25 protein-coding genes, 1 pseudogene and 1 CRISPR repeat array are annotated in these 23,322 nt (G+C 41.2%); of the genes and pseudogenes, 6 read left to right on the top strand and 20 right to left on the bottom strand.

Features of this window, described 5'->3' with window-relative positions; genetic code table 11:
* Window positions 1-145: 145 nt before the first annotated feature.
* On the bottom strand, window positions 146-2,050 hold the full coding sequence (locus tag D1367_RS12390) for an adenylate/guanylate cyclase domain-containing protein (RefSeq protein WP_118166725.1): 1,905 nt from the start codon (window positions 2,048-2,050) through the stop codon (window positions 146-148).
* A 702-nt stretch (window positions 2,051-2,752) separates the two neighbouring features.
* Here D1367_RS12390 and D1367_RS12380 point away from each other — a divergent pair.
* A complete protein-coding gene (locus D1367_RS12380) occupies window positions 2,753-3,112 on the top strand; it encodes a VOC family protein (RefSeq protein ID WP_118166724.1) in 360 nt (119 codons plus the stop codon).
* Window positions 3,113-3,323: 211 nt separating this feature from the next.
* The gene (locus tag D1367_RS12375; RefSeq protein ID WP_118166723.1) at window positions 3,324-4,688 is read left to right on the top strand and encodes a recombinase family protein; all 1,365 of its coding nucleotides are present in this window, start codon (window positions 3,324-3,326) and stop codon (window positions 4,686-4,688) included.
* 71 nt (window positions 4,689-4,759) lie between these two features.
* On the opposite strand, the gene D1367_RS30765 is transcribed toward D1367_RS12375, so the two are convergent.
* On the bottom strand, window positions 4,760-4,924 hold the full coding sequence (locus D1367_RS30765) for a hypothetical protein (protein ID WP_181985156.1): 165 nt from the start codon (window positions 4,922-4,924) through the stop codon (window positions 4,760-4,762).
* Between the two features lie 445 nt (window positions 4,925-5,369).
* Here D1367_RS30765 and D1367_RS12370 point away from each other — a divergent pair, with 445 nt between their 5' ends.
* Complete coding sequence (locus D1367_RS12370; RefSeq protein ID WP_118166722.1) at window positions 5,370-6,989, top strand: ArnT family glycosyltransferase; 1,620 nt, start codon at window positions 5,370-5,372, stop codon at window positions 6,987-6,989.
* A gap of 47 nt (window positions 6,990-7,036) precedes the next feature.
* Here the strand turns inward: D1367_RS12370 and D1367_RS12365 are convergent, their stop codons facing one another.
* From D1367_RS12365 to D1367_RS12350, 4 genes and pseudogenes are all read right to left on the bottom strand, one after another.
* A complete protein-coding gene (locus tag D1367_RS12365; protein WP_147337357.1) occupies window positions 7,037-7,432 on the bottom strand; it encodes a coiled-coil domain-containing protein in 396 nt (131 codons plus the stop codon).
* Window positions 7,433-7,575: 143 nt separating this feature from the next.
* Window positions 7,576-8,598 carry a zinc-dependent alcohol dehydrogenase gene (locus tag D1367_RS12360; protein ID WP_118171371.1) on the bottom strand — a complete coding sequence of 341 codons (1,023 nt, stop codon included), beginning with the start codon at window positions 8,596-8,598 and terminating at the stop codon, window positions 7,576-7,578.
* Window positions 8,599-8,778: 180 nt separating this feature from the next.
* A complete protein-coding gene (locus tag D1367_RS12355) occupies window positions 8,779-8,964 on the bottom strand; it encodes a hypothetical protein (RefSeq protein WP_118166720.1) in 186 nt (61 codons plus the stop codon).
* Between the two features lie 116 nt (window positions 8,965-9,080).
* Window positions 9,081-9,818: pseudogene (locus D1367_RS12350) on the bottom strand (glycosyltransferase family 4 protein); the annotation flags it as partial.
* 454 nt (window positions 9,819-10,272) lie between these two features.
* On the opposite strand from D1367_RS12350, the gene xth reads away from it, so the two are divergent.
* Window positions 10,273-11,055 (top strand): exodeoxyribonuclease III, encoded by a 783-nt coding sequence (xth, locus tag D1367_RS12345; protein ID WP_118166719.1) that lies wholly within the window; start codon window positions 10,273-10,275, stop codon window positions 11,053-11,055.
* Window positions 11,056-11,181: 126 nt separating this feature from the next.
* A CRISPR array of direct repeats spans window positions 11,182-11,935; the repeat unit is 37 nt; unit sequence GTTTCAATCCCTAATAGGGATTTTGATGAATTGCAAT.
* Between the two features lie 268 nt (window positions 11,936-12,203).
* Here the strand turns inward: xth and cas2 are convergent.
* The 12 genes from cas2 to D1367_RS12285 form a co-directional block, all read right to left on the bottom strand.
* On the bottom strand, window positions 12,204-12,491 hold the full coding sequence (gene cas2, locus D1367_RS12340; RefSeq protein WP_118166718.1) for a CRISPR-associated endonuclease Cas2: 288 nt from the start codon (window positions 12,489-12,491) through the stop codon (window positions 12,204-12,206).
* A gap of 264 nt (window positions 12,492-12,755) precedes the next feature.
* The gene (locus D1367_RS12335) at window positions 12,756-13,229 is read right to left on the bottom strand and encodes a hypothetical protein (protein ID WP_181985155.1); all 474 of its coding nucleotides are present in this window, start codon (window positions 13,227-13,229) and stop codon (window positions 12,756-12,758) included.
* On the bottom strand, window positions 13,199-13,564 hold the full coding sequence (locus tag D1367_RS12330) for a hypothetical protein (RefSeq protein ID WP_118166716.1): 366 nt from the start codon (window positions 13,562-13,564) through the stop codon (window positions 13,199-13,201). Before D1367_RS12330 ends, D1367_RS12335 begins: the two co-directional genes overlap by 31 nt.
* On the bottom strand, window positions 13,557-13,919 hold the full coding sequence (locus tag D1367_RS12325) for a hypothetical protein (protein WP_118166715.1): 363 nt from the start codon (window positions 13,917-13,919) through the stop codon (window positions 13,557-13,559). Before D1367_RS12325 ends, D1367_RS12330 begins: the two co-directional genes overlap by 8 nt.
* Entirely contained in the window at window positions 13,907-14,284 is a 378-nt protein-coding gene (locus tag D1367_RS12320) for a hypothetical protein (protein WP_118166714.1), read from the bottom strand. Before D1367_RS12320 ends, D1367_RS12325 begins: the two co-directional genes overlap by 13 nt.
* Before the next feature lie 3 nt (window positions 14,285-14,287).
* The gene (locus tag D1367_RS12315) at window positions 14,288-14,656 is read right to left on the bottom strand and encodes a hypothetical protein (RefSeq protein ID WP_118166713.1); all 369 of its coding nucleotides are present in this window, start codon (window positions 14,654-14,656) and stop codon (window positions 14,288-14,290) included.
* A gap of 127 nt (window positions 14,657-14,783) precedes the next feature.
* Window positions 14,784-15,752 carry a hypothetical protein gene (locus tag D1367_RS12310; RefSeq protein WP_228674531.1) on the bottom strand — a complete coding sequence of 323 codons (969 nt, stop codon included), beginning with the start codon at window positions 15,750-15,752 and terminating at the stop codon, window positions 14,784-14,786.
* Window positions 15,753-15,754: 2 nt separating this feature from the next.
* A complete protein-coding gene (locus D1367_RS12305; protein WP_118166712.1) occupies window positions 15,755-18,565 on the bottom strand; it encodes a hypothetical protein in 2,811 nt (936 codons plus the stop codon).
* On the bottom strand, window positions 18,558-19,205 hold the full coding sequence (locus tag D1367_RS12300; protein ID WP_118166711.1) for a hypothetical protein: 648 nt from the start codon (window positions 19,203-19,205) through the stop codon (window positions 18,558-18,560). The genes D1367_RS12305 and D1367_RS12300 overlap by 8 nt, the downstream gene beginning before the upstream one ends.
* Window positions 19,205-19,648 (bottom strand): hypothetical protein, encoded by a 444-nt coding sequence (locus D1367_RS12295; RefSeq protein WP_118166710.1) that lies wholly within the window; start codon window positions 19,646-19,648, stop codon window positions 19,205-19,207. Before D1367_RS12295 ends, D1367_RS12300 begins: the two co-directional genes overlap by 1 nt.
* Window positions 19,645-20,430 carry a hypothetical protein gene (locus D1367_RS12290; RefSeq protein WP_118166709.1) on the bottom strand — a complete coding sequence of 262 codons (786 nt, stop codon included), beginning with the start codon at window positions 20,428-20,430 and terminating at the stop codon, window positions 19,645-19,647. The genes D1367_RS12295 and D1367_RS12290 overlap by 4 nt, the downstream gene beginning before the upstream one ends.
* 1 nt (window position 20,431) lies before the next feature.
* Window positions 20,432-20,764 (bottom strand): hypothetical protein, encoded by a 333-nt coding sequence (locus tag D1367_RS12285; RefSeq protein WP_118166708.1) that lies wholly within the window; start codon window positions 20,762-20,764, stop codon window positions 20,432-20,434.
* A 214-nt stretch (window positions 20,765-20,978) separates the two neighbouring features.
* Here D1367_RS12285 and D1367_RS12280 point away from each other — a divergent pair, with 214 nt between their 5' ends.
* Both D1367_RS12280 and D1367_RS30760 read left to right on the top strand, forming a co-directional pair.
* A complete protein-coding gene (locus D1367_RS12280) occupies window positions 20,979-21,560 on the top strand; it encodes a tyrosine-type recombinase/integrase (protein WP_118166707.1) in 582 nt (193 codons plus the stop codon).
* The gene (locus D1367_RS30760) at window positions 21,557-21,709 is read left to right on the top strand and encodes a hypothetical protein (protein ID WP_181985001.1); all 153 of its coding nucleotides are present in this window, start codon (window positions 21,557-21,559) and stop codon (window positions 21,707-21,709) included. Before D1367_RS12280 ends, D1367_RS30760 begins: the two co-directional genes overlap by 4 nt.
* Before the next feature lie 210 nt (window positions 21,710-21,919).
* On the opposite strand, the gene D1367_RS12275 is transcribed toward D1367_RS30760, so the two are convergent.
* Both D1367_RS12275 and D1367_RS12270 read right to left on the bottom strand, forming a co-directional pair.
* Complete coding sequence (locus D1367_RS12275; RefSeq protein WP_118166706.1) at window positions 21,920-22,432, bottom strand: Arm DNA-binding domain-containing protein; 513 nt, start codon at window positions 22,430-22,432, stop codon at window positions 21,920-21,922.
* A gap of 62 nt (window positions 22,433-22,494) precedes the next feature.
* Window positions 22,495-23,190 carry a hypothetical protein gene (locus D1367_RS12270; protein WP_118166705.1) on the bottom strand — a complete coding sequence of 232 codons (696 nt, stop codon included), beginning with the start codon at window positions 23,188-23,190 and terminating at the stop codon, window positions 22,495-22,497.
* Window positions 23,191-23,322 lie beyond the last annotated feature (132 nt).

Raw genomic sequence — 23,322 nt, 5'->3', positions numbered from 1 at the left:
CCCTACAGCATGGTCTGTTTACGTAGTTTACCGCACTTCGACAGGCTCAGTGACCACCGTAGGCATCGCACGATAATTAACGAAAGCCTAAAACAACCTATTAATCGTTCATTCACGTCACGATGCATTTGTAAACCTATGCCCTTCATCCCTTGCGCCCAATCAACAAATAGGTGGTTATTTTCCCTTTGCCTTGAACTTCGATTTCGCCCCGCTTTTCAAATAGAAATTCATCACACAAAAACTTATAAGTATCTTCTGTAACTTGGATTTTACCAACAATACCTTGGGATTCCATGCAACTAGCGATGTTTACTGTGTTTCCCCAGAGATTATACGTAAATTTTTTGAAGTCAATTAATCTCGCAAATACTGAACCGCTATGGATGCCGATACGGATGCTAAAGTTTTGGTTATTCTCAGTATTAAATAGAGCGATCGCAGTTTGCATCTGGAGTGCCATAAGAGCGATCGCTTGAGCATGATCCCGGCGGCGTGGGGGCAAACCACCAACTACTATATAAGCATCGTCAATGGTTTTAATTCTCTGTAAACCATGTTCTTTGGTGAGGCGATCGAAAGTTGAGAAAATCGAGTTGAGTAAGTTTACCAGTTGAATTGCACTCATAGAAGCAGCAATTTCGGTAAAGCCGACAATATCTGCAAATAGAACTGTGACATCAGCAACGTCTTCGACAATGTTAGCTGGTTCTTTCAAGGGTTTGGAGATGACTGCTGGCAAACTATTTAGCAATAAACGTTCGGTTTCTTCCTGCTGATGGCGCAGCGCTTTTTCTGTTGCTAATCGCTGGGTGATATTGCGAAAAATGCCGCGAATCGCAACTGGATAACCTTCGACAAATTTACAGTTAATATTACCTTCTAGAAAGATTGTTTGACCGTCTTTAGTAACGAATGCGGCTTTTACTTGCTCGATGTTTTCTCCTGATAGCACCTGATAAAATCTTTGCAAACAGTCTTGTTTAAATTCTGGATGTATAATATCAAAAACATTCATATTCGCAAGTTCTGCTTCGCTATATCCCAAAGCTTCTCGCCATGCACGATTGACATACAAAAAATGACCAGATGCATTGACACATTGAATCAAATCATTAGCATTTTCAAATAAATCTCGATATCGTTCTTCACTTTCTACAAGTGCATCTTCTGCTTGTTTGCGTTTGATAAACTGGGCGATTTGGCTACCAATAGAAGCCACCATTTGTAATAAGTCTTTATCTTTTGGTTGTACATCCCGGCTAAAGAAAACCATCACTCCTAAGATTTCACTATCGTCTAAGATGGGGAAGCCAAAAGCTGCGTGCAATCCCGCCTCAGCAGCAGGTTGCGATCGCCGAGTATCTCCATCTTCTGTGATATCGTGAATCCACAAAGGCAAACGTCTGATCCAAATTCGACCAGGTAAGCCAACACCTGGTGTATAAGTAGTTTGCCAGGTGATTGCTTTAAACTCTCGCACAGAAATTACTCGACTTGACCAAATTTCCACGCACCTTAGTACTGCATTGAGGCTATGTTCTTGTACGGAAGTGCCAATATATTGACTTGGTGTCCAAAGTTCGCCTAAATCCCATCCCAAGTTTTGACAAATCGACTGCAAAATTTGCGGAATTACCTGTTTTACAGTTTGGGATTCTGATAATATACGAGTGATAGCATATTGGGCACTTGTCCGTTGTTCCCGTTGCTGCCGAGCAGTAATATCCCGACCAATGTAGACAATCTCTTCTAATCCTTTTATTTTTTTCGGAATTACTGAACAAGAAAAAGCAATCAACCGCTTTTCTCTAGTTTTGGTTCGGCAAACTACCTCTAAATTCTGAAGATTTTTCTGAAAAAAAGAATGCTGTTGAATGGCTTCTATTAAGACTTGCTCATCATCAATTATCAGTGATATTGGTTTATTAATTAATTCTTCTTCACTAAAACCAAATAATTGTTGAGCAGCACGATTTACTTTTTTTATTCTCCCTAAATTACTGGTTATAAACAAAGCATCTGCCATTGCAGTAATTACTTGTTCCATGTAGTTTTTGTATTAAATTAAAGAAGATAAATTTACCAGGTATAGTAATAGCAAAGTTCAAGTCTTCGCCAGATGAGGCAATCATTACACTGAAAATTAACAACTTAGTAATTAGAAATAACGTAAGAATTCAGGAGTCAGAATAGTGGAAAAAATTTCTGTCTTTTGGAGGATTGACAATTGAACTTTTTCTACTAAGGTTGGGGAGTAAGATGTATATAAGCCAAAAGCGCTATATTCTAATCTACTTTATTAAAGTATAAGATATTACAAAGCTTTGTTAGTTAAAAGTAAACTTTTATTAAATGAAAGATTGCACAGCGATCGCCTAAAATTTAATCTGGAGAAAGTCGGATCTATAAAGTTAGTCAAAACCCAATGAATCACCAGCGTGCTAATACTCTCAAAGCTGCTTTTCAAGTTTGTAATGTTGAACCGCTAGAGGGTGGAGATATAAAGCGGTACTATGTTGATTTATCAGCAGTCCGCAAAACTTAAGCTATGAGCCAAGAACTTTAGTTCTGGGCGGTTTATGTTTAGCAGGACTTACGCAATAACTCTCTGAAACTCTTATTTCTTTGTGTCCTTTGTGTCCTTTACGGTTCGTTTTTTCATTATTTTGCGTAAGTCCTGTTTAGAACGAAATAGCCCTGTGCATATCCTGCATAGTTATTTAAATAAACGCGATCGCACTTACCAACAATGCAGATTACCCAAAGTCTCCATACAGCAATTCTCGTGACTGACTTAGAACGCTCTGAACACTTTTATGGCAAAGTATTAGGATTATCCAAAATAGATCGTTCCCTGAAATACGCTGGTGCATGGTATCAAGTCGGCAACTATCAAATTCACCTAATAGTTGCACCTACTGTCCCCACCGAAAACCCAAACGAAAAATGGGGACGCAACCCCCACTTCGCCTTCTCAGTAGATAACTTAGATGCTGCCAAACAAGAGTTGCTCAATCATAATTATCCTATTCAACCCAGCGCTTCCGGTCGCCCTGCCTTATTCACTCAAGATCCTGATGGAAATATTGTCGAGCTAAGTCAGCAATGAGGAGGAGAAGGGCAATCCACAAAAACCTAACCCCCTAACCCCCTTCCCGACACTCTAAGGGGGAAAATTCAAAGTCTCTCTCCTTAAAGGATGAGAGAAATAGAAGAGAGGTTTTTCAGATACCGCTGAATTGTCAGATCCTCAATGCCCAATACTTCTCTTACGAGAGGCTGCGCCAACGACTTCGCTCAGTACAAATGCCCAATGACTAATGAAAATAATTGCCTATTCTTACACCAATCCTCTACTAGAATCTTCTCCCGATCAAGGTGATTGGGGATGGGAGGTGGATCGGGTTTATGAAGATTTGGGCAAGCCAGAGTCTTCTGCACACGCTACGCGAGAGTCCTACGCACACGCTACGCGAGAGTCCTACGGACACGCTACGCGAACGCAATTACAACAATTATTTACCGATTGCGAAACTGAACCAGCAGATTATCTGTTAATTCGTCGGTTAGAAGAATTAGGGGATACTGTAGAGGAAATTAGCGATCGCTTACATCAACTTGAAGTAATGGGAGTAGCAATAATTGCCACAGAACAGCCCTATACTTCCGAAAATTACCCTCTGGGCGCTGACTTGCTGAATTTGCTACACACAATCCAACGTCAGCAACGGAGTCGTTGCATCCGTCAAGGACACGCCCGGAATCGTCTTGAGGTTGCACCGCCACCGGGCAAAGTTCCCTACGGCTATCGCAGAGGTAAGGGAAAATATACCATTGATCGCAGTACTTCACCAGTAGTCAAAGATTTTTTTGAACACTTTTTACTCTATGGTTCCCTGCGGGGTTCAGTTCGTCACTTGGCGAAAAAATACGGCAAAAAAATCTCTGTAACTACAGGAAGACGCTGGCTAACTAATCCAGTTTATCGCGGCAATACAGCTTACCAAAATGGTGAAATTATCTCTAATACCCATATTCCGATAATTTCTAAAGAAGAAGCAGCCCAAGTTGACCGAATTTTACGCCGTAACAGCCGTTTACCATCCCGAACTGCTAGCGCACCCCGTTCTCTAGCTGGGTTGGTTGTCTGTGCTGAGTGTCAGTCACATCTAACAGTTACTCGTGTCACCCAACGCAACCAAGATAAGGAGTATCTTTATTTACGTTCTACTAGCTGTCCTCAACGCCCCAAGTGTAAGGCTATTCCCTACCAAGAGGTTTTAGAACATACAATTGAAACCGTTTGCCGTGACTTACCCTTAGCTGTAGCGGGGATGAATTTTCCCCAATTGGATGCACTCAAGAATAGTTTAGGACAAGCGATCGCTCGTCAGCAAGAAATACTTGCTCAGTTACCCGCGTTAATTGAAACTGGAATTTTAGATGTTGAAACAGCAAAGTTAAGGGCTTACAAACTTCGCACAGAAATTTCTGCACTCGAAGCAAAGTTGGCAACTCTTCCGCCAGTTAACTTGCGTTCTGTTGCTCAAGCTGTTTCCATACCACAATTTTGGTTAGATTTGTCGGAAACAGAACGAAGATTTTACTTTCGAGAATTTATCAGACAAATTGACATTTATTTTGACAATAAACAATTAAAACTCCGAGTTATTTTTATTTTTTAAAGATTCTCGTTCCCCTGCTCCGACTGGGAATGCCCCCAATACGGTTCGGTTAGGGTTTTTTGATGAAAATTCTAAATCACAAAGACGCGATAAATCGCCGTCTCTACAATAAGTAATCCTTTGTAGAGACGGCGATTTATCGCGTCTTTTGGCTTAACCGAACCGTATTGGGGAATGCCCCTCATTGGGCTGCTGCCGCCTACCTTACTCGCGGCAGCAGCCCAATTGATCTGCATTTCCAGCCTCTTGCTGTAAACGAGGTTTTAACCTGCATTCCGCACATTAAACCAAAAAGGCTAAAATTAATTCTTTGAAGTGTTTAGTACATTATTTAAATGCTGTAGCAATTAATTCCTGATCTGTTGATTTAGCTAGCTTATCAATAAGTAGATAAAAATTCAACTAAGCATCACATCCAAATAAAATGCAAGTTGATTTACGGACTATCTAACAGGTAATAAATAATTTAACACTTGTATTATTTTTATCATTTACTAGCTAAAATGTTATTTAAATAACCAATATAAATTTTTCAAAAAATAGGGCTAATTAGAGAAAGTTGAGTTAATCTTGGAAACTAGCAATTGTTAATAACATACGTTGTTACTGGGTGACAACATTGGAGATTCGCTAGATGTCTCTATGTAATCAAACCAGAAAGTAAAATGATTAACATAGAATATGCAAGAAGGAAGCTTTATTTGGAGTCATCTAGAAAAACAGCATCGCACGGTTGGCAAATGGATTGATTGGGTATGGCTAATAGTATTGCTGTTGGCAGCAGTGTTACTGTTTAGCATCAATCTGGGAGGATTGCCGTTGCGAGATTGGGATGAAGGGACTGTGGCACAGGTTGCTAGGGAAATTTGGCACGCTCCAGCAGGTTCAATGCGTTGGCTTTACCCAACGTTAGGAGGTGAACCATATCATAACAAGCCGCCTTTGATGCATTTGCTAATTGCTTGGGCTTATTCTCTTGGAGGCGAAAATGAGTTGACAACGCGCCTACCTGGAGCAATTTTAACAGCGACATCTGTACCTTTGCTGTATTGCATTGCTAGAGAGATATTTCGCCAACGTTGGGCGGCTATTTATAGCGCCTTAATTTATCTAACAATGCTACCTGTGGTGCGTCATGGGCGGTTGGCAATGTTGGATGGGGCGATGGTAAGTTTTTTGATGGTGATGATGTTGTGCGTGTTGCGATCGCGCCGGGATTTACGTTATTGCCTTGGTGTTGGTGTTAGTTTTGGGCTGATTTGCCTGACTCAAGGATTATTAGGTGTATTACTAGGTGCGATCGCGATCGTCTTTCTATTTTGGGATACGCCACGACTGCTCACTTGTTACTATTTGTGGATAGCAATCTTCATTGGTATTCTGCCTGTAGCTACTTGGTATAGTGCGCAATTAATTCACTATGGTTACACTTTCGCCCAAATTGGGCTTGTAAACCCATCACTAGGCCGAATTGGCTCATTTGTAGAAACTAATCCTGAACCACCTTGGTACTATGTTATTGAACTTCTCAAATATACATGGCCCTGGCTATTATTCTTACCGCAAACTATCCGCTTAACCTGGGAAAATCGCAACCTTAGTTGGGCAAAACTAGTAATGGCGTGGAGTGGTGTTTATCTGCTGGTAATTTCTTTGATGATTACCAAAGTTCCCTGGTATTTATTCCCGATTTACCCTAGTTTAGCTTTAGCTTTTGGTATCCAATTATCAGATACAGAAAATTCGCCTTTACTCTCATCTTATCCCCGTGCTTGGGTTGCTGGTTTGGCGATACTTGCTGTAGTCGCTTCTGCTGGTAGTATTTATTTCAGTTGGGGTACAACACCAAAAACAGACTTACAACTGATTTTTGCCGCAGTAGCTTTAACTATGACTTTAGCAGCTATTTTGGCAGAACGAGGTGATGGGCAATTTCTGAAGATTTTGTTTTGGGGAAGTTATATTTCGCTGTTACTGTTAATGAAATCTAACTACTGGGTTTGGGAATTATCTGAAGCTTATCCAGTTAAACCAGTCGCCGCCATGATCGTGCGGGCAAATCCAGCTACGAGGAAGATTTACACATCTTTTCCCTATCATCGTCCCTCATTGGATTTTTATAGCGATCGCACCATCATTCCCGCTTCTGTTGGCGAACTCGAATATTATTGGCACTACAACGGGCAACCCTACTTTCTCCTTCAGGCATCTGCTTTCAACAATCTCGAATTAGAGTCGATGCAGCTAGTTGACGAAGCTGAAGGTTGGAAGTTAGTTACAAAAGAGACTAATCGTCTTTAAGTTTTAGGCATTGGGAAGAAGTGGAAGAACCTCTCCCGCAAATCCTTTTAAAAGCTCGTTTCCAGCCTCTTGCTGGAAATGCACTTCAATTGCGGCTCTTGCCGCAAGTCTTGAGGCGGAGCCTCTAATTGGGCATTCCCAGTCGGAGACTGGGAACGAGACAACAGCATTTGCTTGTTGAGCGACAGCATTTGCTTGTTGAGCGACAGCATTTGCTTGTTGAGCGACAGCATTTGCTTGTTAAGCGACAGCATTTGCTTGTTGAGCGACAGCATTTGCTTGTTGAGCGACAGCATTTGCTTGTTGAGCGACAGCATTTGCTTGTTAAGCGACAGCATTTGCTTGTTGAGCGACAGCATTTGCTTGTTGAGCGACAGCATTTGCTTGTTGAGCGACAGCATTTGCTTGTTGAGCGACAGCATTTGCTTGTTGAGCGACAGCATTTGCTTGTTATACGGTTTCTTTGTAAAGCTGCATATATTTATCCCCCAGCTACGCCGTCCCCCCTTAGTAAGGGGGGACTACAGGGGGGTTTTATTATGCACATCTTCATACAGAATTCGTATGACACTGTAACTAACACGATCTAAGGAATCATGGCTACCTTAATTACCTGACGCGCCTTCATCTCACAAAACACCTGTTCTAAATCTTTTAATGGCCGCTGTTCACTAATAAGTAACTCAAAGGGAATTTTGCGACTAGCAATCAGTGCCAGCGCTTCCTGCACATACTTTGGTGTATTATGAAACACGCCTTTGATAGTTAGTTCGCTGTAGTGTAGCTGTTCTGTGTTGACAGTAATGCTGGTATCCCGTGGACATCCACCGAATAAGTTGACTGTAGCACCAGGACGGGCGCAGGCGATAGCAGTTTCCCAAACACTTGGTACACCTGTTGCTTCAATCACTACATCTGCACCCCATCCTTGGGTAAGTTCTTTCACTACGCTGGGAATATCCGGGATTTGATGATAATTAAAGGTTTGGGTTGCACCCAATTTCTGACCAATTTCTAGCCTGTGGTTATTACCTCCCCACAGCAACACCTCAGCTTTCCCACTCAACGCCGCCACAAACATCAGCCCGATCGCTCCATCTCCTAAGACGACTACTTGATCTTTGGCTTTGACGTTAGAACGTGCTATACCATGCAATACACAAGCTAAGGGTTCCGTCATCGCTGCCAATTCCCACGGCAATTCATCGGGAATCTGCAATAAATTATGCTCTACTATCGGTGCAGGAATTTTCAAGTATTGGGCAAAAGTTCCATTATTCCATGTCAGATTCGGACATAATGAATATTCTTGACGTTGACAAAAAAAGCATTTCATGCATGGTGCGGAATTATTAGCGACAATGCGATCGCCTATTTGCCAATTTGTCACCCCTACACCCAAGGCAACAATTCGCCCAGCCCCTTCGTGACCAAACAGCGTCGGCGGTATCAGCATTTTGGCATGACCACCACGCCGCCAGACTTTCAAATCTGTACCGCAAGTTGTTGCTGCGCCCACTTGAATTACAACTTCGCCAGCCGCCGGAGTGGGGTCAGGAACTTCTTCTAAACTTAAATCTTCTTGCCCATAAAGTAACGCTGCTAACAAAGCTTTAAACCTATCAATTAGCTCCATCCGATTTTATCAGTTGAAGCTAATGGTATGTCTCAAAAGTTTTGAGAGGTTAGTGATGTTCAGATCCCCGACTTCTTTAAGAAGTCGGGGATCTAGCAGCTTAAATTAGTCTTGATTTCTAGTAGGCTTTTATTAATTTAAAATGCCATCAAACTAAGAATTTACCGCAGGCTGAGGAACTACTCCGGTGTTCCGGGTTTCCACATTAGGCAAGCGAGTAGCAGTTAATAGCGGTACTTCTTGTCGGCACGACAGGCAAAACCAATATAGTTCACCATGTCGGGCATGGCGCAGGAGGGAACCACCGCAGCATGGGCAGGTGTTGGCTCTCGTACTCATACCAATGTCCTCTTTAAAAAAGTTATTGTTTAAGCTAGATAAAAAAGCAGTTGATTAAAAGTTGATTTTGGCAGCATGAATGCGACCATTCGATTGTATGCGGTCTTGAATAATTTGGCAGCATTGCCCAGAAGTTCAGTTTTTTGGGCGTGGTTGATTTCGCCTAGATATTCAATTTGCTGATCATCTATGAGGGGGGCAATCTCTTGTTCAAAAAACTTAGAGTCTTGGACATCAACTTTGCCTGCCATCTTCAAGCGCCAACCACTCTGTTTAGCAATAGCGATCGCATGTTGTGACCCTTTCTCTGGCGAAAAACGACCTAAAAATGCCAAATACGGCGGTTCTGAAGGTTGGGCTACGAATGGATAATCTGCTAGCTCAATTCCGTTATAAACCGTGTCAATATAATTGAGATCGATTTGACGCTGCGAGTTACTAATGCTGATGTATGGTTGCTTTTTGTGGTAGCTAAATACGTGACGGTTACCCGTTGTAAAATCATTGTGCAGGGTATGCACTGTAGAAGTTGTTGTTATCAAACTCGCTAAAGGTAATGCCGAAATCCCTACATGGGAATGGATAATATCGAATTGGGCAGCACTCTGGTAAACTTGGCTTAGTTCTAGCATTTCGTACACTGCATACTCTTTGATATTTGGATCTAAGCGCAATGCCTGTGGATAAACTGCTTGTAAATAAGCCAAAGTTTGAGAATCGCCAGAGGCAAATAAGGTTACCTCATGACCGCGACGAACAAGTTCATCAGTCAAGCGACTCACTACCAGTTCTATTCCTCCATAATTAGGAGGTAGAACCCTTTCCCATAAGGGGGCAACTTGAGCGATTTTCATAAGTTTTTTGGTTCAGTCTATGAAATTGTCGTCAATATAATGAGTTGCATCATTATTGTATGAGGAAAGAGAATTTGTACTTACTCTTTTGACATTTAAATTAACCTAATAGGCTACAAAAAGCGCAATAATGGTTAACCGTGCTGGAAATTTTTTACCGACAAATCTAACCGACTATCGGCAAAACTCAACCCTGAGCTATATTTATAACTTAGAGTAAATCACTTACTTGTTGCATCTGCCTTGGGGATCATAATGAGGTAGAATATTTTGTAGCAGAACTTACAAAAAGGAATATTTTGTAGCGAAAACTACTAAAATATCCAATGGGATCAAGCCATTAAAGCTTGGTTTAAATGTAATTGGGAAATGGAACAGAAATTATAAATATTAAGTAACTGTACAATAATTACATAATTTGTAATTATTAATTTACAAAAAATTCTGATAACTAATGAAAATCGCTACTTGGAATGTCAACTCAATTCGCACTCGTCTAGAACAGGTTATCGATTGGTTAACTGCCAATCCTGTTGATATTCTCTGCTTGCAAGAAACCAAAGTTGTGGATGCCGAGTTTCCGCGATCGCCTTTTGAGCAGTTAGGCTATAAGCTTTATGTCTCAGGACAAAAATCTTATAACGGCGTAGCCATAATTAGCCGCCAGCCACTCGTAGACGTAAGTAGCGGCTTTAGGGCGATTTTGCCAGATTTACACCACGAATGGGATGAGCAAAAGCGAGTGATTACAGGTGTAATTGATGGTGTTCGGATTGTTAACTTATATGTACCCAATGGTGCAGCAGTAGGAACTGAAAAATATGAATACAAATTGCGCTGGTTGACAGCGCTACACGAGTATTTGCGATTGTTGGTGCTGTCAGAACCTGCAATTTGTGTGTGCGGTGACTTCAACATCGCCTTAGAAGATAAGGATATTCACGAACAAGTGAGTACAGAAAATCACATTATGGCAACAGAAGCAGAGCGCCAAGCCTTACGGGATATCCTGAAATTGGGGTTTGCTGACGCTTTTCGCAAGTTCACCACAGAAGGCGGAAATTATAGCTGGTGGGATTATCGCGCCGCCGCCTTCCGTCGCAACTTAGGTTGGCGGATTGACCATCACTATCTCACACCTATTCTGTATGAGCGTGCTACAAGTTGCATTATCGATGTTGCGCCTAGAAAATTAACCCAACCCAGCGACCATACGCCGGTAATTTTGGAATTTTGAAGGTGTCAACTTAAGCTAAAAGTAGCTTAACTGTTAGCTTCCTCACCCGCCTCGAACTAAAGTTCTTTGGCTTTTAGCTAAAGTCTACTGAAGTAGACTAAAGATTTTTGGCTACATGACAATATGGTTTCAATCCCTAATAGGGATTTTGATGAATTGCAATACTTAACTAGTTTGCGATCGCTTTCTTATTTAGGTTTCAATCCCTAATAGGGATTTTGATGAATTGCAATCTACAGTCCCATCATCAGCTATTTTAAAATCAGTTTCAATCCCTAATAGGGATTTTGATGAATTGCAATTCACGAGAATTTAATAAAATACCAGCTTCATCAAGTTTCAATCCCTAATAGGGATTTTGATGAATTGCAATGCCGTTGAGAATGTTACCACCATAGAAAGCTTGTGTTTCAATCCCTAATAGGGATTTTGATGAATTGCAATTCTTTACAAGATACTCTTGCTTGCCATAAGCCAGGGTTTCAATCCCTAATAGGGATTTTGATGAATTGCAATTCTTCCAAGTCTTTTTCATTCCGTCCCATGCTTCGTTTCAATCCCTAATAGGGATTTTGATGAATTGCAATCTAACTTCTAATTTATTAGTCAATTTTATAGTTTTATGTTTCAATCCCTAATAGGGATTTTGATGAATTGCAATGAAGTGCGAAAACGAGTTTTAGGTTGAGAAAACCTTCGTTTCAATCCCTAATAGGGATTTTGATGAATTGCAATAGCGAGCAGTGAAAAGGACTTGCAGCGAAGTGCGAAGTTTCAATCCCTAATAGGGATTTTGATGAATTGCAATATTCACATTAGATGAATACAGAGGCGCAAAAGCATGTTTCAATCCCTAATAGGGATTTTGATGAATTGCAATGGCGGGAGCCTAAAACCCAAGCTATATTTAGTTTCCAAGGTGCGGTTGCGCGATTCAACGGCAATCATAGCATTAGAGAATTCGTTTGAAAAGAGCGCCAGTAAAATTTAAAGGCTGAAATCGCATTTTGGTAAGCATTTCAGAGGTTGCGCGGATGAGGATTAGGCGACTAATAGGTTGAAAGCCTTGCTGGAGTTGAGATAGAAGCATTTTTTTGGGGCTGTGGAATTTGTACACCTACCCTTCCGCGCATTTGAGATACAGGAACTTAGCTAGAAGCAGATTCAGCAAAGAAAATTGTTTCGTCTCGTGGCTGTTCTCCACCAATGCGTTCGACTTTTCGCTGACAACAGCCACAGAGAAAATAAAAGCGCACGCTATCGGTGTCGGGTTTTATCAATTTAGATAAACGCGATCGCAGTTTAGCATACTGAGTGAGAGTGATATCGCACTCAAACACACTCAGTTGCATCCATTGCCCGTAAGACTTGAGAACCGAATGGATTTTAGTCCGACGCTTATCTTCTGGAATGTCGTAGCTGACAACAATATACATGAGGGGAGTGGGGAGTGAGGAGATGAGGGAGATGGGGGAGAATGACTAATTAGGGAACTCCAAAAAATAAATTATTCCACATTCAAGTCGTTGACTATTGACTGTTGACTGAAAACTCGTGAACCGTCAACGGTCAACAGTGAACAATAGCAATGGAATATTTTTTTACTTGGAAGTCCCTTATTTGAGAACTAGGGGGGGATATTTATCGATTTCGTTCATGAGGTACTTACTTAATAACCTCGCTTGAATCCCCAGTGAACGCTACAGCTTATTAAAAGCGCTTTCTTCTTCAATCTTGCGTAGATCCTGAAATTCCCTGATTTTAAAAGTTCCCTGCGTCTGCAAAAAATTTTCAATATCCTTCATGGAAGTGTAAAGGCGGTTGGTTCGATGTTCTACCGTTTGTGTGACTTGAGCAATTAGCAGAGTTACAGTGTCCTTCCTGTTTACATAGTCTTGAATATGTAAATCAAGTTTATGTTCTAAACCTCTAATTTTTTCAGCATTATCAGCATGTTCTTTCAAATCCTCTTTTATTTGGGTAATTGAGGTTGAAATGCTATTCAAATTATTAACAAGCTTTACTGCTAAAGTTCCTAATACAGAAAGACTTACAAGGATTCCGGTAAATACGCCAACTGATTCTAGAGTTACTGTGATTACTGGACTTGATGTAGTAGCTATTGTTGATTGTGTAGTAATCATTAAATCAAGGCTTCTAACTTGAAAGCCCATTGAGCAAACATTTGGTTAGGAGTAATTGGTAAATATCTAGAAGCCCGAATAATGCCAGGGGTTCTAATTACATATCCCTGCTGCCTGAGTTCCTGCGGTACAGCAAATTGGTAAATAGTTGCAATACTGACCACTTTAATATAGTAATTGGGGGAAGCACTGCCATCTACATATTGAAAACGTAAATAAGCAGCGCTTCTAAACTTCCATTTTTCCCAATCATCTAAATTTAAAATAGTGGTAGTTACGCGAAAAGTATCTGAAATAACCTCAGCAGGGAATAACTGCCAGCTATTACTAACAGTTAGTTCCCCGACCAATTCCCAATTAGCCACGAGAGACAACACGACGGCTAAAGCCGACGCTAATAATAGTGCCAGTCCCACCACCGGTAACAGTGTAAGTATTACCTTTGAGAGCATCCAAAATGGTAGCTAGCTTTTCTTTGGTACATAAAAGCCGTAGTGTCCCCGGCTTACCAGATGCAGTTTTAGTAATAGCAGTCACTCTTCGCAAAATTCCTTTTTTTAGCAATTCCTTAACTGCGTATTCTGGTACGTCCTGATCAGCTTCTATGGCAACTGCCACACCTGTTTCTGTTGCCGTAGCGCCGGCGTACAATCCAGCAGTTGAGCGAAAAGCATATTTAGCTGTTCCACTAGTCACAAGATATTTGTCTAACTTTGCCATATTTTTCCTCTAGAAATTTGTCGCCTTCGTTGATTTAAAGATTTGATTTGTCCCCTAGAACCACCAGTAATAAAAAAGTTTTTACCGAGTGCGGTATCAAGAACACCAGGAAAAACTAATCTATTACAAAGTAAATCTAATGAACGCCGTTTGCTTTCGATTAAAACGATTGCAGATAGCCGAATTAATACGCCTTTTAGCAAAAGGCTTTTAATTGAAACTTCGGGGCTATCAAGTTCATTTTCTGCTGCTGGATAAATACCAGTCACGCCACTACCAATACTTTGATAAAGTCCGGCTGTCGATTTGAAATAAACTTTATCGAATGCAGCATTGGTAATGAAATATTTTTGAAGTTTGGGCATCGATTACCCAAGCTGTATTCTTGTGGGGTAATAGGCTGTTTTAATTTTCAAACTGTTGTAAGTAGCACCAATTAAACTGGCACGGGCTTGCATTGCTTTATCCGCAGCAACAACTAAAGTAGCTGTTTTTCGCTTGGGAACCCCTGCAACAGATCCCATATAAGAAATTTTGATTTTCCGAACCAAACCTTCAGCAACAGCTCTACCAACTGTTGAAGACGGGACGCCGGCGGGTGGATCTCCTACAAGCTTGACCACTCCTATCGCCGCTCCCACCGATGTATAGACATCTGGGAGAACCAATAAAATTTTGTTTGTTCCTGTACCAACAACATGAGGTACATTATCAACTCCTGTAACCTTTGTAGCCATAAGCCATTTGTAACCGTTGTCGCAAAATTAACTGATCCATATCTAACATGGGTCAAATAGTGTTCCGCAATCTGGAAATGTATAACATTTCCCTATGTTCTGGAATATAAAAACTCTTTTAGGTAATTTACGTAATAAGTGCTGTATTTCTAAAAGTAGTGTCTATCAGAAATATTGGTGATGCAGAACCGCCAAAAGATACATAAGCGTAACGGAATCGCAAGTTAGCAACTGGCCTATACGCAGCTTGTTTGTACTGTTTACCTAAAATAATATCTGTTTGGCTTGATGCTTGAGTAGTACTGTCTTTTTCCGGTGTGACGACATTGATTTTATTAATATCAAATGGGCGGTCAATAACATTACACAATTTTTGATAAAGGGTAATTGCCTCACTTTTAGAATTAACTAGCCATCTACCACCTCTAGGGAATCCATTGGGCGGATCAGTGTAACTTACTGCTATTTTTCCAGAAGTGTAAACGAGTCCTTTTTTACCTTCTACAAATTGAGCTTTAACTTCTCTAGCTAGCTCGATTAAATTGGCTTTTGTAATAGCTGGCAAGGCTTGCCCAGATTTGCAAGCATAGCGGGTCAATCTACATGATTTTTCGTGGTCTAATTGCTTCCCATTTGCCGGGACTGCTTGAGAGTCTTGTGAAAAATATAAATATAATTGTGGATGGCCCGAAACAGGTAGTAACACATCAGATTTGCTGCCATAAAATATAGCTAGATTTTTTTTACCATATCCTAATAAATCAAATAATAAATGATGTCGTAAATTCATGATTGATTGATTGTCGGAATCCAACATTGTGCAAGCAACTCTTAAGCTACTCCGAGCCGTTGCAATATTTGGTTTCCAGTCTGGTGGATGATCCGAAAAATATTGCTTAACAAGTGCATTATGCTGAGGAATATATACTTTTTGTAAATGCTCAAAAGGTTGGAAATTATCAGGCAGTTTGTCATCTACTGGGGTTGCTGCTGAAATGTTAGGTGTAGATGGTGTTAGCGTAGCGCCTGTAGGAATATCCGACGTAGGGGGTAGTTGCTTACCTTGCTCATCTCTTGGTGGAATATAGTTAGGCATTTTTAATCTCCTCCATCAAAAATATCTTCTAGAGTTGCCTCAATAATATTTTTGCTGTCTGCCTTAGCTTGTTCTTGTGCAAGAATTGTCTTGGTTGGGTCGGGAACAGTTACCCCCGGTTCATATTTAAGTGGATTACCAAGCGCGTCAGTTCTGGGATTTCCTTTGTCGTCTTTGGGGTCTTCTTGATTTAGTGAAGCTTGCAATGCCGTCCGTGCTGAATTTACTTCAGTTACGGCGACTGCTACTGCTAAAGGAACAGCTACCACAGCATTAATAGTATTAAGTGCATCGGTTGCACCTGTCATGTAATTAAAAAATCTGCCGTGTAAATTTGGCTGTGGATTCATCCACCCGTATGCTTTTTCTCCTAATACTCCCCAGATTTTTAAAGCATTACCTATTTTCCCAACATTACCGCCGATAACTTCCATTCCAGATGATATAGTCGCCACTGCATTTCCTACTGTATTGAAAACATTAGCAGTAGCTTGATAAATTCTATTTGCTAACGCCCACTCTTCCGATATTTTCTTGTAATTGGCTTCCCCGATGGTATCGGCAATTATTTGATGAGCAAGCTTACCTAGTGAATCACCGATAGTAATGGACTGTCCATCTATTCCTTTTGGGACAATAAAACTAACACATTGATCTATCACTGTTCCCAATGTTTGAGCAAGGTTGTTACTAAGCATAAAAGCATTGTGAATAGTTGCCGCAAATGTTAAAACAGCGAGGGTTTTTTCAACATAAGTATTTTGAGCAATGCGAGTAACAAGCCCAGATATTCCGCCGACTACTTGATTACCAAGCTTATTATTAATGATATTTAATAATGCTAATTGTGCGGCTGATGCAGCTTTAGAAACAATGTCGTATATTTGCTTTAAAAGTGCTAACACTGGAGCAAATGCTGCAAGAATTGGCGTAAGAATTCTTGTTCTTGTAGCACTATGTTGGGTTGTGCTATTAAGCCGTGTTTGATTATGTTGCGCTATTATTAATGCTCTTAAGCTTGCTGCTTCTGCTGGATTCACATCAATTCCATCCCTTCCGTTTCTACCCGGTAATCCCTGCCTTCCCGGTGTACCCGGTAAGCCCTGCCTTCCTGGCGCTCCCGGTGTACCCGGTAACGTGACAACAGATGTAATGCCGTCTCTACCAGATACGCCCGGTAGTCCCTGTATCCCTCTTTCCCCTTGTTTTCCCGGTGCGCCGGGTACACCTTGCAAGCCGCGCTCACCCTGCCTACCGGGTATACCTGGCAAGGTTACTACAGTTGTTATGCCGTTTCGTCCCGGCATTCCGGTAATTCCTTGCAATCCCCGTTCACCCTGCCTGCCGGGTATGCCGGGTATGCCTTGCAATCCGCGCAATCCTTTAAAAGTTTGATAAAGTGCAAGTGCTGTTAAACCAACTGTTAAAGCCTCACCAGCTTTAGAAAAAGCTTGCCCAGCCAGCCCCTTAGCCTGTTCCGCAAGAGTGCCAACACGAGTAGCTGTAGCTGTTGCAGTATCAGCTTTTACGTCAGCCTTGATTGCTGTTGCTGACGCTGATTTCGCTTTCTCATCTGCCTTAAGCGCTGTAGTATAGGCAGTTTTGGCGTTTTCGTTTGCTTGCCCAGCATTTCGTACTGCTCCATTTGCTGTTGTTTGAGCTTGCGATGCAGTACTTTGTGCATTGCCTGCTGACCTTTGGGCTGTTTGTGCCAATAGGGTAGCCTGAGAACTTTGTGCCCTTGCTTCCCCTGCTAATATTTTTGCTGCACTGGCGGTAGATTCTGCGCCACCAACCCTATTTGTTAGCTGGAAAATAAATCCTAGTGCTTTGCTAATATCGCGCCCTACTGCTGCTAATCCTGCCTCTAAAGCGTCGATACGGTTGCCAAGCACCTCACGGGTTGCCATGCCGTCAAGTATTGTGAAAATCGTTCCAATAACATTAAAAATCTCTAATACTTTCCCTCCTAATCTTGCAGTAGCAGAAAGTGCTTCCCCACTAATCCCTATTGCTTTTGCAGCTTTAGCAACAGCATCTCCGACGGATTTTTCAACAGCAACAATACTATCCCCCAACTTACCAAGAGTGCTTTTGACACCACTAACAACACTTTTTAAACCAGTAACCTCATTAGCGGCATTGAGTGCCTGTCCACTTGCCTTTGCAGCATCAACAACAGCATTGCCAGCTTTATTCAATGCATTTGTAGCAGTTGCTCGAACTTCTGCGATACCGTCTGATGCCCTTTCTGCAATTCCTTTGGCACTATTAGCTGTATTTCTTATTGGTGGAATCTCAGCTTCTACTTGCCCAATCTTTCCTTCTGATTTTTTTGCTATCTGTTCGGCGCGTCTAGCGTCTACCTCATTTTTTCGTGTTATCGCTCTTAGTTCTTCGTCAGTAATTTTGAGTTGTCCATTTTCCCTATTCAATCGGGCAGCTTCACCCTCTACGCGAGTTATTCGTGCGCGTTCTGCTTGTAACTGCCTAGCATACTCAGCCGCGTTTCTTTCTGCCCTTGTGGCAGTAGTGCTAGCTCCTTTCGCCTCTATTTCAGCTAGCCTTAATCTTTCGGTATTTCTCACTACTTCTAAAAAAGCATCTGTGGCTTTTTGGGCTGCGCTCTCTATTTGTGGTTTTAGCTTCTGAGCTACCAGCACTCCACCAGCTGCTACAGCAGTATTAATGTCAGGTTGCAAAGCTGATCGTGTAGCCTTAATAATACGTCCTTCATCTACTTTAGGAATCCGCGCCACCTCTGCCCTCAGTGCTGCAATTTCCGCCGCCAAACTAGCACAAGTATCAGCCATTTTTCCCCCTTAATTCATTAGTAATAGCGCGAATACTTGCGGCAGCAAAAGCGCAGTCCAAGCAGCAATAGCCGGGATAAGTTGACGATGGACATTCACAAAATCCCTCTGGACATCGTTCGTCACAGGCAACTTGATAATCACATTCGTTTTCTTCTTCGTGAATCAAAGTACCTTGAGAGTCTACTATCCGAATAACATTATTTTTATTTAAGGTAGAGCCTGTTTTTGTAATGTTATCAATTGAAAATCCTAAAACATAATCTTTGACCGCTGACCCTGTAGCAAACCTTAAAGGATACCAGCCATACTCACGCAAAGAGTAGTCACTAGTACCACGGCAAAGACACTCTATTGCGAAGCTGTAAGTATTACCATAAATAAAATTTTTGATTATTCTAAATCCTCGAATTTCCCCTTTAACAGCATCATCTGTAACCGTATAAAAAGTAGGATTCCTATAGAGAGGATTATAAAACATTGTAAAAGTCACGCTAAAATTTCCCTCACCTGTGGGTAATTGATTTCTTTGCCCACAAGTAATTGTTATAGGTAAGTTTTCAGTTACAATTATTTGCTTTTTTGATGGATTAAGCGTGACAACCGCTTTTTTTGTAGAGCTTGAACAATAAGACGACATTACAAGCCCTCAATTAAAATTGGAGAGGATGTATCTATTCTTCCAAATAAATCAATAGGCTGATCCATTACTTGAAACCAATAAGTATAAACAGCTTTGGCGCTAGTTAATCTGCTTCCACCAAATAGAAATTTAATATTAATTGCTTGTGGGCTAGCAATCGAAGTATTGATAAATAAACTAGTTAACATTGATTCTGCCGTGTTATTATTCTGTTGTGTTAGCCGTCGCAACTCTGATTTTTTAATAACTATTTGAGTAGCTGTCTCAACGTAGCTATCACCGAAAATAGTTTGCTTTAAGGTTCGGTTTGGGGCTGAGTTGAATTTGAAAATAAAGCCTAATTTTAAATGAAAGCTTAAGGGAGAATAAGAACTATTTTTAAAACTAGGCGAACGGATTTTAATGTAAACTCTAGAGTACTTATTGGCGGAAAAATTCATTGATATTTAATAGCTACCCCACCAGCCAGATTTTGAAGAATCACATAAGTTTGTGTTGTGCCTGGGGGAATTGCATCAGTAAAGCGGGTTTGCCCCAAGAAAGCCCCGACAGCGAAATCCTCAGAAGTAGCGGCTGCTATTCCTTGGTTGGATTGAGTGAGCATTAGCAATCCTCTTGCTAGGTCAGGCTGATTTGTTTGGTTGTTGACGTTGGTTAATCGGCTATTTCCCACTAAAAGCAAATCAAAGTCACTATTGGCATAAGGGTTATTAGCCGCGATTACTCCTCTTAAAATAGTCATTGCTGAGGAAGTAAAAATGAATCCATACGTCCAGCTATTCAAGTCCCAAAATTCTTGTCTAAATGCTGGCATTAATACGCCTATTGGCATTAAAGTTGATCCTTGGGCTAAAGCGACTAAACGATACTCATCTGCACCGTTTAGAGCCACAAAATTAATTGTGCTGCTAGCAGAAAGAGATCCATAACTTGCCTCTGTACTACCATTTGTGCCTGTGTTTGTTCCCGTATTCCAAGCGCTAAATATTTGTTGGGCTATCAACAATCCAGTTGTTATCCGAATGCGAATGTAAACCTTCCCGAAATTTTTAGTGCTGTCTACAATCCATTCGTAAATAAGGCAGATATCAGTTCCAGCAGTAAATTCAGAGTAAAGGCTGGGAAATCCCGCATTCGCCATCGCTGCTTTAATGGCATTTATTAAAGTCGCTTGGGTAATCGTTGGAGTTAAAGTAGTATTTGTTCTAATAGCGATTGCCATATTAAAAATCGTCTGGGTCTAAGGTTGAAGTGTTATCTACTTTTTGAAAATTAACGTTGTAAGTTGTCTGTCTGTATTGCTGATTATTGCGTGTTACGATTTGCGGGAATCCAGAATCAACAATGGTAACTTGAATATCTGCATTTGTTGTCTGGTTCGTATCGTTTAAGTAATTAGCAGCAAGTAAAGTAATTGCTGCAATCAAACTTTCGGCTGTGTTTGTGGTAGATGCTGTTAATCCTGTGGTCGCTAAATCAGTCTTGCTAATCGTCAGTGTCGTAGCATTTTGAGTCGCACCCGCCCCGAAAACTTGAATTAAGGTTGGTTCTGCCATACAACGAATTTTTGATGAGTAATAAATCCGTTGTATGGCTTATTAAAAAAATCGTAAATATTCCAGTTTTATGTAAATGCAGAACAATCACTGATGCAGTGTAACTGTTGCTGCGAATAGGATTGACCCAGTTTTTACTAATAGTCCAAATTAAAAATGTTCTGGTTTAACCATTGCAACTGGTTAAACCAGAACATCAATACATTGAAAGAGAATGAAAAATAACCGCAATGGTCAAGCGGCTATTTTATCTAACACGGAATATTCTAAGATCCGTAACCAGATAAAAAGCCAAAAATATAAACTACTTTTAGACCTGGCGTGGTACACCGGGGAAAGATGGGGCGCTTTGGTCAAGCTGCAAGTTGAAGATGTTTACAATCCAGACGGTAGCCCCCGCGAATATATCAATTTTCGGGCCAGAACTCGCAAAGCTACACCTGATGGTAAGCGCAAAACTCGCCAAGTACCTGTGCATCCAATATTGGCTGAATCACTGTTGAGTTACATTGCTCTTACTAATTCTCTGTGGCTGTTCCCTAACCGTGAAGGGGATGAACCAATTACTAGCCGTTGGGCTGATGCGATTTTACGTAAAGCTGTTGATAGAGCCGGGTTAGTGGTTAAGGGTATCAGCACCCACAGCACCCGGAGGACTTTCATAACTAAGCTGCACCGCAACGGAACGGATTTGTACACAATTAAGCAGATTACCGGACATCAAGATTTTAAATCCTTGGAGCGGTATGTGGAAATTGACAGCGATCGCGTCAAGGGAGCTATCAACGCTCTATGAACGCCAAAATCCTATTCCTGCAAATTGAAATCTTCTTCGAGCGCTTGCAACGGGGGGAATATGACCATCCCCTATATTTAGCTATGGCATTGGAGAATCTAGCTAGTCAGGCATGGGATGAGGTTGACCAAATTTACCCCGATCTGTGACAAATCGCACTATGCAAGGATAGGCTGATCTTTCGCCTGATAATACTCAATTGGATTTGATTGTGCGATCGCAGTTTTTGGCGCGATCGCATTTTTCATTGGTCATTGGTCATTGGGGCCAGAACTGTTGCAGGAGTGAAACCTTTACGGCATTGCTGACAAAACCATCTTTGGACTAGCCTGTTATCTGACAATTTATAACTACCGTTTTTAAAAATTCGTATTTCCTGGTGGCATCTTGGGCATGGTGGACGGCTCATATTTCCAGCCTTGAATCAAGTCCTTTATCTCAAATGGTAATTTACCATCCCAGATCCAAACCTCGATATCTGCCTTTTTCCGCTTGGCGATGATGCTGCTGACACTACCCAGGTAAAGGCGGTTTTTTTTCCTGCCTACCATCCAGCAATAGCGGTAATACCAATATTTATTACCAGACCGTTCAACCCAGTATTTCTCTATCCAGTGGGTATCGTGTTGGGGCGCAGATTTTTCAGTATCTAATGTAACCTTCCCACCAACACGCGGTTTTACTGTGATTGAAGTAACTTGCGCCCCAACAAGTATCTCTTTCCCAATGTCAGGCATCCCAGGAATATCTTCTAATTGTTGGGGCGCAATTATTTCATCCCAGTAAGGATCATGAACGATAGTTCTTGTTTCAAATGTTGGAGCAATTGCAAATAATGCTAACTGTCCAGTCAGATCGGAATTATGTTTCATAATGTTTGTGGATTAATAGAATTTGCGGACGTTACAGCGTCCGTTTTTTTTATACATAGAAACTAACCAGAGGGGAATAATTCATCCCATTCTGTAGAGTTCCCAAACATGGAAAGTAAACGATTATAGTTACGCGGGAACTCCCACCATCGTCCACGCAAACAATTACGTATAAAACCTTCAGGATTCTCTATTTTTTCAAAACCACCACGGAGATTAAACATTAAAAGTGCCAATTTAATCTCATTAGTTGGACGTTCTAGAACTTCTTTTTCTGAAGAGTCATAATGTATACCCGCTTCCTTGAGAGTCTCTAGATTAAGATCAGAATTAGAATGCTGCTGCTGTATATCACCCGGAACGCCAGACTTATCATTTGAGGGGTCTGATTTGTAACTTAAATTATGGTTTTGTAAGTTTTTTTCTCGCTTCTTTCTCGGTGGCTTCAACCATTCGAGGGGTCTTACAAGTAACTTAAATATCTTCCAACTGTACTGCTTGACAACTTGGACAACTCTGTGTTCTACTAGCTGCTCAAAAATCTTTTTGAGGTAATTATGTGAGTATCCTTTACCTCTTGCTTTTGCTACTGTGGCATTAAATTCTGATAAATCTGGCTCGACTTCTTCGGCGATTACACCCTGCCTCATTAGCCATTGCCAAAGTGATTTAGCGGCGGGGCAAATATGATGTTTGTAGCAGAATGCTTCGTGTTCTTCAGTCCAGGGAAGTGCATTTTTAAGTGAATTTTCTGGCATAATATTGTTAGTTTGTTTTCGGAAAGCCACCCATGATCGCTAAATCTCTGGTGGCTTTTTGATTTTTTTAGACAATCCACGATCGCACTCCAGAGGTGGTGAACGCGATCGCAATGAATAAAGCCGTCTTGC

Source organism: Nostoc sphaeroides, from assembly GCF_003443655.1.
Classification (GTDB): domain Bacteria; phylum Cyanobacteriota; class Cyanobacteriia; order Cyanobacteriales; family Nostocaceae; genus Nostoc; species Nostoc sphaeroides.
This window is presented reverse-complemented; position numbering and strand designations above follow the sequence as displayed.

What these genes read in the sequence shown, in the direction of transcription:
- D1367_RS12390 (WP_118166725.1), bottom strand. Translation starts at nt 2,050, where the DNA reads ATGGAACAAGTAATTACTGCAATGGCAGATGCTTTGTTTATAACCAGT.
- D1367_RS12380 (WP_118166724.1), top strand. Translation starts at nt 2,753, where the DNA reads ATGCAGATTACCCAAAGTCTCCATACAGCAATTCTCGTGACTGACTTA.
- D1367_RS12375 (WP_118166723.1), top strand. Translation starts at nt 3,324, where the DNA reads ATGAAAATAATTGCCTATTCTTACACCAATCCTCTACTAGAATCTTCT.
- D1367_RS30765 (WP_181985156.1), bottom strand. Translation starts at nt 4,924, where the DNA reads ATGCAGATCAATTGGGCTGCTGCCGCGAGTAAGGTAGGCGGCAGCAGC.
- D1367_RS12370 (WP_118166722.1), top strand. Translation starts at nt 5,370, where the DNA reads ATGCAAGAAGGAAGCTTTATTTGGAGTCATCTAGAAAAACAGCATCGC.
- D1367_RS12365 (WP_147337357.1), bottom strand. Translation starts at nt 7,432, where the DNA reads ATGCTGTCGCTCAACAAGCAAATGCTGTCGCTCAACAAGCAAATGCTG.
- D1367_RS12355 (WP_118166720.1), bottom strand. Translation starts at nt 8,964, where the DNA reads ATGAGTACGAGAGCCAACACCTGCCCATGCTGCGGTGGTTCCCTCCTG.
- xth (WP_118166719.1), top strand. Translation starts at nt 10,273, where the DNA reads ATGAAAATCGCTACTTGGAATGTCAACTCAATTCGCACTCGTCTAGAA.
- cas2 (WP_118166718.1), bottom strand. Translation starts at nt 12,491, where the DNA reads ATGTATATTGTTGTCAGCTACGACATTCCAGAAGATAAGCGTCGGACT.
- D1367_RS12335 (WP_181985155.1), bottom strand. Translation starts at nt 13,229, where the DNA reads ATGGGCTTTCAAGTTAGAAGCCTTGATTTAATGATTACTACACAATCA.
- D1367_RS12325 (WP_118166715.1), bottom strand. Translation starts at nt 13,919, where the DNA reads ATGGCAAAGTTAGACAAATATCTTGTGACTAGTGGAACAGCTAAATAT.
- D1367_RS12320 (WP_118166714.1), bottom strand. Translation starts at nt 14,284, where the DNA reads ATGCCCAAACTTCAAAAATATTTCATTACCAATGCTGCATTCGATAAA.
- D1367_RS12315 (WP_118166713.1), bottom strand. Translation starts at nt 14,656, where the DNA reads ATGGCTACAAAGGTTACAGGAGTTGATAATGTACCTCATGTTGTTGGT.
- D1367_RS12310 (WP_228674531.1), bottom strand. Translation starts at nt 15,752, where the DNA reads ATGCCTAACTATATTCCACCAAGAGATGAGCAAGGTAAGCAACTACCC.
- D1367_RS12305 (WP_118166712.1), bottom strand. Translation starts at nt 18,565, where the DNA reads ATGGCTGATACTTGTGCTAGTTTGGCGGCGGAAATTGCAGCACTGAGG.
- D1367_RS12300 (WP_118166711.1), bottom strand. Translation starts at nt 19,205, where the DNA reads ATGTCGTCTTATTGTTCAAGCTCTACAAAAAAAGCGGTTGTCACGCTT.
- D1367_RS12295 (WP_118166710.1), bottom strand. Translation starts at nt 19,648, where the DNA reads ATGAATTTTTCCGCCAATAAGTACTCTAGAGTTTACATTAAAATCCGT.
- D1367_RS12290 (WP_118166709.1), bottom strand. Translation starts at nt 20,430, where the DNA reads ATGGCAATCGCTATTAGAACAAATACTACTTTAACTCCAACGATTACC.
- D1367_RS12285 (WP_118166708.1), bottom strand. Translation starts at nt 20,764, where the DNA reads ATGGCAGAACCAACCTTAATTCAAGTTTTCGGGGCGGGTGCGACTCAA.
- D1367_RS12280 (WP_118166707.1), top strand. Translation starts at nt 20,979, where the DNA reads ATGAAAAATAACCGCAATGGTCAAGCGGCTATTTTATCTAACACGGAA.
- D1367_RS30760 (WP_181985001.1), top strand. Translation starts at nt 21,557, where the DNA reads ATGAACGCCAAAATCCTATTCCTGCAAATTGAAATCTTCTTCGAGCGC.
- D1367_RS12275 (WP_118166706.1), bottom strand. Translation starts at nt 22,432, where the DNA reads ATGAAACATAATTCCGATCTGACTGGACAGTTAGCATTATTTGCAATT.
- D1367_RS12270 (WP_118166705.1), bottom strand. Translation starts at nt 23,190, where the DNA reads ATGCCAGAAAATTCACTTAAAAATGCACTTCCCTGGACTGAAGAACAC.